The following is a 15,093-nucleotide window of genomic DNA, read 5'->3' on the forward strand; positions in this document are numbered from 1 at the left end:
CTTTTTAATTTAGACTTTTAACTTAAATGGATATTTCTTACATACTTAACGAACTAGGTGAAGAACGAGAAAATTATTTCAATGCGATAGCTCCACCCATTATTCAAACGAGTAATTTCAAATTTAACACCGTTGATGATTTTCGTAGCGCTTTGGCTGATGAATACCAAGGCAACCTCTATTCACGTGGTTTTAATCCTACAATTGATATTTTAAGGATAAAATTGGCTGCACTTGATGGTGCCCAAGATGCCCTAGTTTTTGGAAGTGGAATTGCAGCCGTGACCATTCCGGTGTTAGCTCTATTACAACAAGGTGATGAGGTTGTTTGCGTAGAAAATCCTTACAGCTGGACAATCAAGTTATTTAATAATTTACTCCCTAAATTTGGAGTAAAAACTACGTTTGTAGATGGAAGCGGTACCAAATCAATCGAGGCTGCAATTACTCCCCAAACAAAGTTGATCTACTTGGAATCGCCAAATACTTTCAGTTTTGAAGTACAGGATCTGGAAGCAATAGCAAAAATAGCAAAGGCGAAAAATATCATCACCATGATTGACAACAGCTACTGTTCGCCACTTTATCAGCAGCCGATAGCCTACGGAATTGATTTGGTGGCTCAATCGGCAACTAAGTATCTAGCTGGACATAGTGATGTAGTAGCGGGTGTTGTTACGGGCAAAAAAGAACTCATCAAAAAGATTTTCGAGAAGGAATATATGAACATAGGTGCTTCCGTAGCACCACAAACCGCTTGGTTACTCTTACGAAGCTTGCGTACTTTACCCATCCGATTGGAAAAAATCACCGAAAATGCCAACAAAGTAATCCAGTATTTAGAACAACATCCAGCGATAGAAAGGATACTTCATCCTTTTAACAGGAACAACAAGCAATTAGCACTTGCGAAGAAACAGATGAAAGCCTGTGGAGGATTATTCAGTATCGTACTTAAAAACCCGAGTTTGGAAAAGATAGAGGCTTTTTGTAATAACTTGAAACATATTTTAATGGCAGTGTCTTGGGGTGGTTACGAAAGCTTAATTATTCCCGCTTGTGCTGGTGTAAGCAAAGCTGATTTTGACAGCAACAATCCAAGGCACGTTTTAATAAGGATTTACGTTGGCTTAGAAGAACCTGAATATTTGATTAAGGATTTGGAACAGGCACTAAAGTTGATTTCTAACTAATGATGTATAACGTAAATTTATCGCCAAATGAACAGACAGGCATAGGCTTTCAACATGGAAAGATCGTTACTAGAATAATACTCGGTTTTGCGTTCCTCGCATTTGTTTCATTTTGTTTGTTCCAAAGTGATAACTCAATAAAACCAATATTTCTATTTTTAATATTGGTTAGCCTTCATATTATTGTTATTCATGGTCTACGTCATTTAATTCAACATAATAATGCAAAACTAGGACTAGCGTTCGACAAAAAAGGGATTACGAATAACACAGCCGATACCTCTGTATTTATTCCTTGGACGGAAATTGAGGATTTTCAAACGGGGTTCTACAGAGCAAATCAACAAATCTTCGTCAAAGTAAGCAATCCTGATAAATATCATCAGCTAAGGAGAAGTGCATACCTCACTTTTATAAATCGAATAGGTAAGTTTTTTAGATCCAAACCCGATTTACTCTGGATAGATGTTAACCTCTTAGATATAAATGAAAAGCATTTGCTTAATTTACTCCACTCAAAGTTGGAAGAAAGTAGAGCAGACTAGACTATCATAGAAGTAAAGACTTCGTTCATCAAACCCGATTGAAACGGCAGCCCCGAGGCACGAGGCCTACAGTGCAAAGCGGGGGCTTAAATTGCCAGGAAACGCCACCAATCATTTCCAAAAAATTATAAAAAGGCCTAGCAAATAAATTTTACCTACCTTTGCTGCTCGAAGCTGAATTTCTTTATCATTTAAAGCAACTCGCAAGTTAGTCCTTCCAGCAATGATTGTTCTAGCTTCTTCGAATTTTAAAGAGTGATACATGCACTTTTTAATTTTTAATTTTAACTTTTCAATAGAAAAAATGTTATTTTCAGAATTAAGGCTTATTGAGCCTATATTAAAAGCTGTTGAGTCCGAAGGATATCAAAAGCCTACTCCTATACAGGAAAAAGCCATTCCAAACATCTTAAAATTAAAAGATTTATTGGGTTGTGCACAAACGGGAACAGGTAAAACTGCCGCATTCGCTATTCCTATGTTGCAGATTTTGCACATGCGCCATTTAAAAACCAATAAAAAAGCAATTAAAGCTTTGGTTTTAACGCCAACTCGCGAACTAGCCATACAAATACAAGATAGCTTTAACGCCTACGGTAAAAATCTACCGATAAAAAATTTGGTGATTTTTGGTGGTGTTGGTCAGCAACCACAAGTTGATGCGCTTAGAAAAGGTGTTGATATTTTAGTAGCAACACCTGGTAGGTTATTGGATTTAATGAACCAAGGCCATGTTAGCCTAAGCGATATCGAAATTTTCGTGTTAGACGAGGCCGACCGTATGTTAGACATGGGTTTCATTCACGATGTGAAGCGAATTGTAGGTAAGTTACCTGCGATAAGACAAACCTTATTTTTCTCGGCAACGATGCCTACCGAGATTGAGAAATTAGCTAATACTATCCTAAAAAATCCTGTGACGGTAGAAGTTACTCCTGTTTCTTCTACAGCAGAAACGATTACACAATCGGTATATTTTGTTGACAAACCTGACAAGAGAAAATTATTAAGGCACTTGTTAGATGAACTTAAAATTGACCATACTTTGGTGTTTACCCGTACTAAGCACGGTGCAGATCGTATTGCTAGAGATTTAGCAAAAGACGGTATTAAATCGGCGGCGATACATGGTGATAAATCTCAAGGCGCTAGACAAAGGGCATTAAATGAGTTTAAAGAACGTAAGCTTAGGGTTTTGGTAGCTACAGATATTGCTGCCCGTGGCATTGATATTGACGACTTAACTTATGTTTTCAACTACGATTTACCTAATATTCCAGAAACTTACGTACATAGGATTGGACGTACAGGTAGAGCGGGTGCAAATGGAACTGCCATTTCTTTTGTAGATGCAGAAGAAAATGAATACTTACTTGATATTCACAAACTGATTAAACGTACCATTCCAATTGTAGAAGACCATCCTTATCCGTTAAGTTGGAAGAGTATGTTGGCCAGCAAAGAGGTACAACGCAAGCCACAGAAAGACTCCAAAGGAAATGCGGCAAGCAATAAAAAGAAAGTTTACAAAGGCGGTGGCAATCGTCGCAAATAAATAAAAAAGCTCCCGAAATATTCGGGAGCTTTTTTTATACTTTTCTAATTTTAATTATCCTTAGCCAATGCATTACTTTCATCAATGGATAAGTTGGGTCAAACTCCCACCACTTGGTGGCAAAATTTGGAGAATTAGGTTTCTTATGATGGTTATTCTGGAACAACTCGCCCATTAAGAGAAAATCCCAAGGTAAAGAGTTTTTACTATGGTCGTCGTTATCATGGTTCGAATAGCCATATTTGTGCCCACACCAGTTAACAATGGCGCCGTGAAGTGGTCCCATTAAAAAGTGGAATGGTAATAATAAGAACATCCACCATTGCGTAGCAAAGGTAATATAAAACCAGATGTAGAATGCGGCACATGCCAATCTCCATAACCAAGAATCTCCTATTCTATCGATAATAGGCCATTCAGGATAATTGCCCCTAAATGCCGGCTCTGGCTCAATTTTATGTAATAGATAAGCTAAATACATATTCTTAGTAGCTATCATCATTCCAAAAACATCTTTAAAAAAATGTGGCGAATGTGGATCTTTTACCGTATCGCTATAAGCATGATGCATACGGTGAAGAATTGCATAAGCTCTAGGATTTAGGAATGAAGAACCCTGAGAAACTAACAATACAAGGTAAAAGAATCGCTCCCAAAAGATATTCATCTTAAACATTTTATGAGACGAATAACGGTGAAGGAAAAAAGTTTGGCTAAACAATGATAAAAACCAATGTGCCAAGAAGAAATACAAAATGATCATACAAAATTAAAACGAAGTCTATTTCACAATAGTCTTCAAACAAGCTAAAATAGCGCTACTAAGTTACGGATTATAAACTATCTACCGAAATCATCCTGAACGCGAACGATATCGTCCTCATCTGAAGGATTTTCAGCATCGGTATGTTGCCAAATCTCAGCTACTACACCCCAATCTTCTAAACCTATTAAGCGGTGACGCTCACCTTGATGCAATTTAATTTGATCGTTGGGATGATAACGCTTCAATTCTCCCTCTTCGTCTGTTTCGCTAATTTTGATACCAACAGTACCAGTTACCACTTGCCAAATTTCTGCCCTACGGTGGTGATATTGCCAAGAAAGACGAGCATTTGGTGCCACAATCAATATCTTCGGGCTTAGTTTTCCACCTATCTTCAAAGTATCTACATCTAAACCTTCAAAATAAGTATCCGCAAATTGTTGAGCTTGCCCTTCATCTATTACGAAAAAACCACCCCAAGGTCTAGTTTCATCTCTATTTACTACATTAAAACCTTCCAGTTTTAATCGTTGTGCTACGCTATCAAAAATATCTTTTTTCTGTGTTTCCATTACCTTCAAAAATAATGGTTACAAATTAAAAAACAACTGTTTACATATAATATGTTCAAAATCAATCCATGACTTGATTCAGCTTAGCTTTGCGCCGTCCAATCCCTATAAATAGCAAAGACAAAAAAGCGAACAATACAGTAATAATCACACAATTCACCAATACTTTATCTAATCCAAATTTGGTAACATTTAAAAATGGATAAGGGTAAAAATCTGAATAGCTACCTCTAATCATTACAAATACAGTATAAACTAAAGGATAGATTAACCACAGCCATAGGTTTTTCCATTGTAACCGATGCTTAGGTACAAAGTATATCCAGTAAATTAAAAACATAAATGGCACCACTACGTGTAATAATTCATTTAGCACCATAGACCAACCTTCTAATACCCACAAAAATCTCAAAACCGTATTATATATCAAGGCTACTACAATGATGTAGACAGAAATAGCGGTAACCACCTGCGGTTTGCAAAAAAATTTTCCAATGCTGGTTGATTTCAGCAAAAGAATAGAAGTGCTACAAATGGCAACAAGCAGGTTACTATCTATCGTAAAATAACTAAAAAACCTGATAAGAAGTTCTGCTTTGGCTGCCGCACCACTATTAAGATGCAAATAGAATTGAAAAATTAATGCAAACCAAGCTAAAAACACTAGAATGGATAAGTATACCTTTTCAGAGAGACTCGGAGATTTTTCCATAATTTTAGAAGATTATTAGATAGCAAAAAAGCCACTCACTTATATGCGAATGGCTTCAAATGGGTTATGCTTGCGCTGTTGGCCCACCAAATCCCATCGGAAATGGCGTTTCGTCTTGTGTTTTTATACGACCATGAATTGCTTCGAATTTTTCGATATTATCTTGCATTGCTTGCATTAAACGTTTAGCATGCTCTGGAGTTAATATAATTCTAGATTTTACTTTAGCTTTAGGAATACCTGGCATTACCCTGATAAAATCTAAAACAAATTCTGTATTAGAATGCGTGATTATAGCTAAGTTTGAGAAAATACCTTCTGCAATTTCTTCAGCTAATTCTATATTTAATTGATTTTCGTTCTGTTGTTCTTCCATAATAACAAAACTAACTTTTTAAAGGAAACATTCAAAAATAAAAAAGCTCCGAAGTAAACTCCGGAGCTTTAGATTTATAAGGTTATTATTAAGCCTCTACTTCTTCTTGTTTAGAAGCTAATAATTTATCGTACTCTTCTTGAGAACCTACAATGATACGCTCGTAACCACGTACACCAGTACCTGAAGGAATCAAGTGACCAACAATTACGTTTTCTTTCAAGCCTAACATTCTGTCTTTCTTACCTGCAATTGCAGCTTCGTTCAACACTTTTGTAGTTTCCTGGAATGAAGCAGCAGAGATAAATGACTTAGTACCTAATGAAGCACGTGTGATACCTTGTAGTACTGAACTTGCAGTAGCTGGTTTAGCATCTCTAACTTCAATCTGTTTCAAATCTTGACGCTTTAATTGAGAATTTTCGTCTCTTAATTTACGTAAAGAAAGAATTTGACCTGGTTTAACTGCAGTCGAATCACCTGCCTCAACAACAACCTTTTTATCAAAGATTTCGTCGTTTTCGATCATGAAATCCCAACGATCAACAGAGTCATTTTCTAAGAAACGGGTATCTCCCGGATCTTCAATATGTACTTTCTGCATCATTTGGTGTACAATTACCTCAAAGTGCTTATCGTTGATTTTCACACCTTGCAAACGGTAAACCTCTTGGATACCATTTACTAAGTACTCTTGTACTGCTGCTGGACCTTTGATTGCCAAGATATCCGCTGGCGAGATAGAACCATCTGACAATGGCATACCTGCTTTTACGAAGTCATTATCTTGTACCAAGATGTGTTTAGACAATGGAACAAGGTATTTTTTAACCTCACCATCTCTAGACTCGATAGTAATCTCACGGTTACCACGTTTGATACCACCTAGAGTTACCACACCATCAATCTCAGTAACAACCGCAGGATTTGAAGGGTTACGAGCCTCGAATAACTCAGTTACACGAGGTAAACCACCTGTAATATCTCGGGTTTTACCAGTAGCACGAGGAATTTTAACTAACACCTGTCCAGTTTGTACTGCATCTCCGTCATCAACAGCAATGTGTGCACCTACCGGAATATTGTAAGTTCTGATTACTTCGCCTTTTTTATCCAATACCTTAATTGAAGGGTTTTTGGTTTTATCACGAGTATCGATAATTACTTTTTCACGGTGACCAGTTTGCTCATCAGATTCTTCACGGAAAGTTACGCCTTCGATAATTGCATCGAATTCGATTTTACCACCAAACTCTGAGATGATAACCGCGTTATATGGATCCCAAGAAACAATTTTATCACCTTTAGCAACTTTATCACCTTCTTTAACATATAAAAATGCACCGTAAGGGATATTGTTATTTACGATTACTTTGTTAGTTCCTGGCTCAACAATTCTGAATTCACCCGAACGACCTAAAACGATATCAACCACGCCATCTTCTGTAGTTGTTTGAACAGTACGCAAGTTTTCGAACTCGATTACACCATCAAACTTAGCATTGATTTGCGATTCGTTGGCAATGTTAGATGCCGTACCACCCACGTGGAATGTACGAAGTGTTAACTGCGTACCTGGCTCACCAATTGACTGAGCAGCAATTACACCAACAGCCTCACCTCTTTGAACACGTTTGCCTGATGCCAAGTTACGTCCGTAACATAAAGCACAAACTCCACGCTTGTTCTCACAAGTTAATACCGAGCGAATTTCAACTCCTTCTAATGGAGACTCTTCAATTGCTTTAGCGATATCTTCATCAATATCTTGACCAGCGCCTACTAATAATTCGCCATTTAATGGGTTAAATACATCATGCAATGATATACGTCCCAAGATACGCTCATATAAAGGCTCTACGATATCTTCTTGATCTTTCAATGCCGTAGTGTACATACCTCTTAAAGTACCGCAATCTACTGCATTAACAATCATATCTTGCGCTACGTCATGCAAACGACGAGTTAAGTAACCCGCATCCGCAGTTTTTAACGCCGTATCCGCCAAACCTTTACGGGCACCGTGGGTAGAGATAAAGTACTCTAATACAGATAAACCTTCTTTAAAGTTCGACAAGATTGGGTTTTCGATAATCTCACCACCAGAACCTGATTTTTGAGGTTTAGCCATCAAGCCCCTCATACCTGCTAACTGACGAATCTGCTCTTTAGAACCACGGGCTCCAGAGTCAAGCATCATATAAACAGAGTTGAAACCTTGGTTATCTGATGATAGTTGGTTCATTACAAACGTTGTTAAACGATTGTTAATACGAGTCCAGATATCGATAATTTGGTTGTAACGCTCGTTGTTGGTAATGAAACCCATGTTATAGTTGTTTCTTACCTCTTCAACTTCATTTGCAGCCTGTTCTAATAAAGTATGTTTCTCTACAGGAATGTTTACGTCTTGTAAGTTGAACGATAAACCTCCTTGGAAAGCCATCTTGAAACCAAGTTCTTTGATATCATCTAAGAATCTTGCAGAACGAGCCATACCAGTCATTTTCACTACTTCACCAATGATATCTCTTAAAGATTTCTTAGTTAATAGTTCGTTGATATAACCAACTTCTTCTGGTACCATTTGGTTAAATAAAACACGACCAACTGTAGTTTCAATTAACTTGTTTACAATTGTACCGTCTGATTCTTTAACGTTAGCTTTAACTTTAATCCAAGCGTGTAAGTCTACTCTTTTCTCATTGTAGGCAATAATTACCTCTTCTGCAGAGTAGAAATTCATATCCTGACCTCTTACTACTCTCTTATCGTCAGTTTTACGGCCTTTAGTAATGTAATAAAGACCCAAAACCATATCCTGAGAAGGTACAGTAATAGGTGTACCATTAGCAGGGTTAAGAATATTGTGAGCAGCCAACATCAATACTTGAGCTTCCAAAATTGCAGCATTACCTAACGGTAAATGGACTGCCATTTGGTCACCATCAAAATCGGCGTTGAAAGCCGTACACACTAATGGGTGTAATTGGATAGCTTTACCTTCTACTAATTTAGGTTGGAAAGACTGAATACCTAATCTGTGTAGCGTAGGTGCACGGTTTAACAACACTGGATGTCCTTTTAACACATTCTCAAGGATGTCCCAAACTAGTGGATCTTTTCTATCAACAATTTTCTTAGCTGATTTTACTGTTTTAACAACACCACGCTCAATCATCTTACGAATAATGAACGGTTTGTAAAGCTCAGCAGCCATATCTTTTGGTAAACCGCATTCGTGTAATTTAAGGTTTGGACCTACAACAATTACCGAACGAGCAGAATAATCCACACGTTTACCTAATAAGTTTTGACGGAAACGACCTTGTTTACCTTTCAAGATATCTGAAAGTGATTTTAAGGCACGGTTACCTTCAGTTTTAACAGCATTTACCTTACGAGAATTATCAAATAACGAATCTACAGCTTCCTGCAACATACGTTTCTCGTTACGTAAAATAACTTCTGGTGCTTTAATCTCGATCAAACGTTTTAAACGGTTGTTGCGGATAATTACACGACGATATAAATCGTTCAAATCTGAAGTAGCGAAACGACCACCTTCCAAAGGAACTAATGGACGTAACTCAGGTGGAATAACAGGAACGATTTTAATAATCATCCACTCTGGGTTATTCTCGATATTAGCTCTTGAACCACGGAAAGCTTCCACAACTTGTAAACGTTTCAAAGCTTCGTTTTTACGTTGCTGAGAAGTTTCGTTAGCTGCCTGGTGACGTAAGTTATAAGATAAACTATCTAAATCAATACGTTTCAATAAGTCTTCTAATGCTTCTGCTCCCATTTTGGCAACAAATTTATTAGGATCTTTATCGTCTAAATATTGGTTCTCTTTAGGTAATTTATCTAAGATATCAAGATACTCTTCTTCAGTTAAGAAATCCATGAACTGGATACCTTGCTCGCCCATTAAACCAGCTTGAATTACTACATAACGTTCGTAGTAAATGATCAAATCTAATTTTTTAGTTGGCAAGCCTAAAAGATAACCGATTTTGTTAGGTAAAGAACGGAAATACCAAATATGCGCAACAGGAACTACCAAATTAATGTGTCCCATACGTTCTCTACGTACTTTTTTCTCCGTTACTTCCACACCACAACGGTCGCAAACAATACCCTTATAACGGATACGCTTGTATTTACCGCAATGACATTCGTAATCTTTTACCGGACCAAAAATACGCTCGCAAAACAAACCATCACGTTCAGGTTTGTAAGTACGATAGTTAATCGTCTCCGGTTTTAACACCTCACCGCTTGAACGCTCTAGAATAATTTCTGGAGACGATAAGCTAATGGTAATCGAGGTGAAATTGCTTTTTAATTTATTATCCTTTTTGTAAGACATACTTATGTAAGGTTAAAGCGGAAAGCTTAAAGACCAAAGCTGCTTTGAGCTTTAGTCTTTAGTCTTTCGGCTTATTTAATCTAATGTAATATCTAAACCTAAGCCGCGTAGCTCGTGTACCAATACGTTGAACGATTCTGGTACGCCCGGAGTTGGTAGGTTTTCGCCTTTAACGATGGCTTCGTAAGTTTTAGCTCTTCCAATAACATCATCAGACTTCACAGTCAAGATCTCTTGTAAGATATTAGCAGCACCAAATGCCTCTAATGCCCAAACCTCCATCTCACCAAAACGCTGACCACCGAACTGAGCTTTACCACCCAATGGTTGTTGTGTAATTAATGAGTATGGTCCGATAGAACGAGCGTGCATCTTATCATCAACCATGTGACCTAATTTCAGCATATAGATAATACCTACAGTAGTCGGTTGGTCAAATTTATCACCCGTTAAACCATTGTTTAAGTAAGTTCTACCAGAAGCTGGTAAACCTGCTTTAGCGATCCAGTCTTCAACTTCATCAGATTTAGCACCATCAAAAATCGGAGTAGCAAATTTCACACCTAATTTTTGACCAGCCCAAGCCAATACAGTTTCGTAGATCTGACCCAAGTTCATACGTGAAGGTACACCTAGTGGGTTCAACACAATATCAACTGGAGTTCCATCGTCTAAGAACGGCATATCCTCATCACGTACAATACGAGCAACAATACCCTTATTACCGTGACGACCCGCCATCTTATCACCTACTTTTAGTTTACGTTTTTTAGCTACATAAACTTTAGCCATTTGAACAATTCCTGATGGAAGCTCATCTCCAACGCTAATCGCAAATTTATCACGTTTGTAAGCACCTAGTTCTTCGTTTACACGAATACCATAGTTGTGCAACAACATTTTAATTTGCTCATTTTTGTCTTCGTCAGTAGTCCATTTGTATGGATTAATGTGAGCGTATTCTAAATCAGCTAATATTTTTTGAGTGAACTTAGCACCTTTAGCAATTAAAAGTTCTTTGTAAACGTTGAATACACCTTGAGATGTTTTACCATTTACAACTTGGAACAATTTATCTACTAACTCGTTTTTAAGGTTCTCAGTAGCAATATTATATTTCTTGTCTAACTTCTCAATTGCTGATTTTTCTTCAGCTTTTGTAGTTTTCTTAGCTCTAGAGAATAATTTAGTATCGATAACTACACCTTTAATTGATGGTGGAGTTTTCAAAGAAGCATCTTTCACGTCACCAGCTTTGTCTCCAAAGATAGCACGTAATAATTTCTCTTCTGGTGAAGGATCAGATTCGCCTTTTGGTGTAATTTTACCAATTAGAATATCGCCTTCTTTCACCTCTGCACCGATACGGATGATACCGTTTTCATCTAAGTCTTTAGTAGCCTCTTCAGAAACGTTAGGGATATCTGGAGTTAACTCCTCTTCACCACGTTTAGTATCACGTACTTCTAGTTCAAACTCTTCGATGTGTAATGAAGTAAAGATATCTTCTCTAACAATACGCTCGTTAATTACAATCGCATCCTCAAAGTTGTATCCTTGCCAAGGCATGAAAGCTACTTTTAAGTTCCTTCCTAATGCCAACTCACCATCTTCAGTTGCATAACCTTCGCAAAGCACTTGTCCTTTAGTCACTTTTTGACCTTTCTTAACGATTGGTTTCAAGTTGATACAAGTATTTTGGTTGGTTTTCTTGAACTTAGTTAATCTATAAGCTTTGCTATCTCCTTCAAAAGAAACTAAACGATCGTCGTCATTTCTTTCATATTTAATAACAATTTGATTTGCATCTACATATTCAACAACACCGTTTCCTTCTGCATTGATCAAAGTTCTTGAGTCACGGGCAACGCGACCTTCCAAACCTGTACCTACAATTGGAGCCTCAGGACGTAACAATGGTACGGCCTGACGTTGCATGTTCGATCCCATCAAAGCCCTGTTCGCATCATCATGTTCTAAGAACGGAATTAACGAAGCAGCAATTGAAGTAATCTGGTTAGGTGCAATATCCATCAAATCTAATTTCTCAGGCTCGATAATCGGGAAGTCACCCTCGTAACGTGCTTTAACACGTGGCGTAGAGAAATTACCTTTATCATCGTACTGCGCATTAGCTTGAGCGATAGTCTTACCATCTTCATCTTCTGCAGATAAGTAAATCACATCCTCGTTCATCGCTACTTTACCATCAACAACCTTTTTGTAAGGAGTTTCGATAAAACCTAAGCTGTTGATCTTAGCATGTACACAAAGTGAAGAAATCAAACCAATGTTTGGACCCTCTGGAGTTTCGATAGTACACAAACGACCGTAGTGCGTGTAGTGAACGTCACGAACCTCGAAGCCAGCACGCTCACGAGATAGACCACCTGGACCTAAAGCTGAAAGACGACGCTTGTGCGTAATCTCTGCCAAAGGATTGGTTTGATCCATGAACTGTGAAAGTTGGTTGGTACCAAAGAAAGAGTTGATTACAGATGATAATGTACGAGCATTGATCAAATCTGTTGGTGTAAACACCTCGTTATCACGAATATTCATACGCTCACGGATAGTTCTAGCCATACGAGCTAAACCTACACCGAATTGTGCGTACAATTGCTCACCCACCGTACGTACACGACGGTTTGATAAGTGATCGATATCATCCACCTCTTCTTTAGAGTTGATTAACTTGATCAAATATTTAACAATTGCGATAATATCTGCTTTCGTTAAAACTTTAACCTCATCAGGAGTATCCATTTTTAACTTACGGTTGATACGGTATCTACCCACATCACCTAAGTCATAACGCTTATCCGAGAAGAATAAACGATCAATGATACCTCTTGCAGTTTCCTCATCAGGTGGTTCTGCGTTACGCAAAGCACGATAGATGTTCTCCACAGCCTCTTTCTCAGAGTTAGAAGTATCTTTTTGTAAAGTATTATATATAATGGTATAATCAGCTTGAGATGCACCATCATCTTTAGATAAGATAATAGTTTTAACACCTGCATCGATGATTAAATCAATATGGTCTTCTTCTAAAACAGTATCCCTGTCTAAAATAACCTCATTACGGTCAATAGAAACTACCTCACCGGTATCCTCATCCACAAAATCTTCTACCCATTTTCTAAGAACTCTTGCAGCAAGCTTACGTCCGATATATTTCTTCAAACCAGATTTGCTAACTTTTACTTCATCAGCTAAATCGAAAAGCTCCAAGATATCTTTATCAGAATCGTAACCTATAGCACGCAATAACGTAGTTACAGGGAATTTTTTCTTACGATCGATATAAGCATACATTACGTTATTAACGTCTGTAGCAAATTCGATCCAAGAACCTTTAAAGGGAATTACACGGGCAGAATATAACTTGGTACCATTAGTGTGGCGGCTTTGGCCGAAGAACACACCTGGAGACCTATGCAATTGAGATACAATTACACGCTCTGCACCGTTAATCACGAATGTACCTTTAGGAGTCATATAAGGAATGGTTCCCAAGTATACATCTTGAATAATGGTTTCAAAATCTTCGTGCTCAGCATCGTTACAAGAAAGCTTCAATTTAGCTTTCAACGGAACGCTGTAAGTTAGTCCACGGTCAATACATTCAGGAATGTCGTAACGAGGTGGATCAATAAAATAATCTAAAAATTCTAAAACAAAGATGTTTCTAGAATCAGTGATTGGGAAGTTTTCAGCGAATACCTTAAACAAACCTTCTGTGTGACGGTTGTCTGAAGTAGTTTCGATCTGGAAAAATTCTCTAAATGATTGCAACTGCACATCCAGAAAATCTGGATAATCGATAATGTGCTTACTACGTGCAAAATTTACTCTTTGGTCGACTTTATTTGCCAAGGGACTAAATTTAATTTAGTTTAAGAATAAACTATTTTTTGGTTTCAAAGGGAAACATTTCATCAACCAAACAAAATGAAATGTTTATAAACGGGAATAGACTCCGACTTTGTAGTCGGAGTCTTTTCTTTTGAGTTTCGTTATATTAAGTGATTACTTAATCTCAACTACAGCTCCAGCTTCTTCTAATTGTTTTTTAAGAGCTTCTGCTTCGTCTTTAGCAACACCAGCTTTTAATTCTTTAGGTGCACCGTCAACTAAGTCTTTAGCTTCTTTCAAACCTAGACCAGTTAAATCTTTTACTAATTTAACTACTGCTAATTTTTGACCACCAGCATCTTTCAAGATTACATCAAAAGATGTTTTCTCTTCAGCTGCAGCAGCTTCGCCACCAGCAGCAGGAGCAGCTACAGCTACTGCAGCAGCAGCAGGCTCGATACCATACTCGTCTTTTAAGATTTGAGCTAATTCATTAACTTCTTTAACTGTTAAGTTTACTAATTGCTCAGCAAACGCTTTTAAATCTGCCATTTTATTAAGATTTTAAAATTTTACGTGATTGTTGTTTGTTTAACTTACGAACTTAAGGTGTTCGTTAACCTCTTTCTTGTAGTGTTTTAACAATACCTGCGATCTTACCTCCGCTTGATTGCAATGCAGATACAACGTTTTTAGCTGGTGATTGTAATAATCCAATGATTTCGCCAATAAGCTCTTCTCTTGATTTAAGGCTTACTAATGCATCTAATTGGTTATCTCCAACAAATATTGCTGTGTCTACGTATGCTCCTTTTAGTTGAGGTTTATCTTCGCCTTTACCTTTTCTTAGAGATTTGATCAGCTTAGCTGGACCGTTACCTACTTTTGAAAATAATAAAGCCGACTGACCTTTTAATGCTGGGAATATCTCAGATGAGTCGCCTTCCAATCCTTCGATCGCTTTTTTGATCAAAGTGTTTTTTGCAACTTGCATTTCGATACCGCTCTCGAAACATTTACGACGGATGTTATTTACTTTTTCAACAGATAAGCCTGAGGTATCAGCAATGTAAAAATTGCCAAACTCCTGCATTTTCTCTTGTAGAGCTAAAACTACTTCTTGTTTTTCTTCTCTGTTCAT

Annotated in this window: 11 protein-coding genes; 3 read left to right on the forward strand and 8 right to left on the reverse strand. The window is 37.5% G+C overall.

Annotated features, from left to right (window positions below; genetic code table 11):
* The first annotated feature begins 26 nt into the window (after nt 1-26).
* From CRO54_RS10900 to CRO54_RS10910, 3 genes are all read left to right on the forward strand, one after another.
* On the forward strand, nt 27-1,193 hold the full coding sequence (locus CRO54_RS10900) for a trans-sulfuration enzyme family protein (protein WP_097131854.1): 1,167 nt from the start codon (nt 27-29) through the stop codon (nt 1,191-1,193).
* Nucleotides 1,193-1,738, forward strand: a complete 546-nt coding sequence (locus CRO54_RS10905) for an STM3941 family protein (RefSeq protein ID WP_097131856.1) — start codon at nt 1,193-1,195, stop codon at nt 1,736-1,738. Before CRO54_RS10900 ends, CRO54_RS10905 begins: the two co-directional genes overlap by 1 nt.
* Nucleotides 1,739-2,042: 304 nt before the next feature.
* On the forward strand, nt 2,043-3,293 hold the full coding sequence (locus tag CRO54_RS10910) for a DEAD/DEAH box helicase (RefSeq protein ID WP_097132342.1): 1,251 nt from the start codon (nt 2,043-2,045) through the stop codon (nt 3,291-3,293).
* Between the two features lie 34 nt (nt 3,294-3,327).
* On the opposite strand, the gene CRO54_RS10915 is transcribed toward CRO54_RS10910, so the two are convergent.
* From CRO54_RS10915 to rplJ, 8 genes are all read right to left on the reverse strand, one after another.
* Nucleotides 3,328-4,056, reverse strand: coding sequence for an acyl-CoA desaturase (locus tag CRO54_RS10915; RefSeq protein ID WP_097131859.1), 729 nt, complete (start codon nt 4,054-4,056; stop codon nt 3,328-3,330).
* 77 nt (nt 4,057-4,133) lie between these two features.
* Nucleotides 4,134-4,631: a cupin domain-containing protein gene (locus tag CRO54_RS10920; protein WP_097131860.1), complete on the reverse strand. Its 498-nt coding sequence runs from the start codon at nt 4,629-4,631 to the stop codon at nt 4,134-4,136.
* A 61-nt stretch (nt 4,632-4,692) separates the two neighbouring features.
* The gene (locus CRO54_RS10925) at nt 4,693-5,343 is read right to left on the reverse strand and encodes a Pr6Pr family membrane protein (RefSeq protein ID WP_097131862.1); all 651 of its coding nucleotides are present in this window, start codon (nt 5,341-5,343) and stop codon (nt 4,693-4,695) included.
* Nucleotides 5,344-5,407: 64 nt separating this feature from the next.
* Nucleotides 5,408-5,719, reverse strand: coding sequence for a DUF3467 domain-containing protein (locus CRO54_RS10930; protein WP_097131864.1), 312 nt, complete (start codon nt 5,717-5,719; stop codon nt 5,408-5,410).
* Between the two features lie 88 nt (nt 5,720-5,807).
* Nucleotides 5,808-10,094 carry a DNA-directed RNA polymerase subunit beta' gene (gene rpoC / locus CRO54_RS10935; protein ID WP_097131866.1) on the reverse strand — a complete coding sequence of 1,429 codons (4,287 nt, stop codon included), beginning with the start codon at nt 10,092-10,094 and terminating at the stop codon, nt 5,808-5,810.
* Between the two features lie 75 nt (nt 10,095-10,169).
* Complete coding sequence (rpoB, locus tag CRO54_RS10940; protein ID WP_097131868.1) at nt 10,170-13,973, reverse strand: DNA-directed RNA polymerase subunit beta; 3,804 nt, start codon at nt 13,971-13,973, stop codon at nt 10,170-10,172.
* A 153-nt stretch (nt 13,974-14,126) separates the two neighbouring features.
* Nucleotides 14,127-14,504 (reverse strand): 50S ribosomal protein L7/L12, encoded by a 378-nt coding sequence (rplL, locus tag CRO54_RS10945; RefSeq protein WP_097131870.1) that lies wholly within the window; start codon nt 14,502-14,504, stop codon nt 14,127-14,129.
* Between the two features lie 64 nt (nt 14,505-14,568).
* Nucleotides 14,569-15,093: a 50S ribosomal protein L10 gene (gene rplJ / locus CRO54_RS10950; protein ID WP_097131871.1), complete on the reverse strand. Its 525-nt coding sequence runs from the start codon at nt 15,091-15,093 to the stop codon at nt 14,569-14,571.

The sequence above is a fragment of the Pedobacter xixiisoli genome, from assembly GCF_900215335.1.
GTDB lineage: Bacteria > Bacteroidota > Bacteroidia > Sphingobacteriales > Sphingobacteriaceae > Pedobacter > Pedobacter xixiisoli.